This window comes from Maribrevibacterium harenarium (assembly GCF_006385675.1).
GTDB classification, from domain to species: domain Bacteria; phylum Pseudomonadota; class Gammaproteobacteria; order Pseudomonadales; family Marinomonadaceae; genus Marinomonas; species Marinomonas harenarium.
In genome coordinates, this window is the sequence record NZ_VFRR01000143.1 from 1 (window position 1) to 524 (window position 524).

Annotated in this window: 1 protein-coding gene; it reads right to left on the reverse strand. The window is 48.9% G+C overall.

What is annotated here, in order from left to right; all coding sequences use genetic code 11:
• Positions 1 to 524, reverse strand: a 524-nt coding sequence (locus FJM67_RS17450; RefSeq protein WP_140591964.1) for an IS66 family transposase, incomplete at both ends; no start/stop codon positions are given.

Below are 524 nucleotides of genomic sequence, written 5' to 3' on the forward strand. Positions count from 1 at the left end.
CTTTCAACACTTGGATGCGAGTCTCATCCGCTTGGATGTAGCGACCGAGGTTTTGTTGTTCCCGCATCAGGTTAATCAAGGGTTTGAACACATCATCGAGGCGGATAATCCAATTCGCCATATTGTTGCGCCCGATTTCGTGACCAAGACGCGTTAACATGCCATCTAAGCGATAAAGGGGTAAGCCATCGGCATATTTTGACGTGATGACGTAAGCCAACAAGGAGGTGGTGGCAACGCATTTACCTAGCGGATGAGTTGACCGCTTTGCCGCGATGATATGTTCGCCAGTTGAGGATTCGAACACTGCTTTTTCTTGCCAGATCTCGATCACGTTAAGCTGAGCCGGGATAAATTCCAGTTCTTCTTTCACCTTAGTGAAGAAGGTTTTGGTTGCTCCTGCTTTTTCGTCATCGCTTAGGCAGATTTCGCGACGGATTCGGTTTAACGAAGTCGAGAAGCCCCGTTGACGCTGACGACTCTGCTTGGTTTGCGCTAGTTCTGGGCTCAATGAGTCTTCTGGA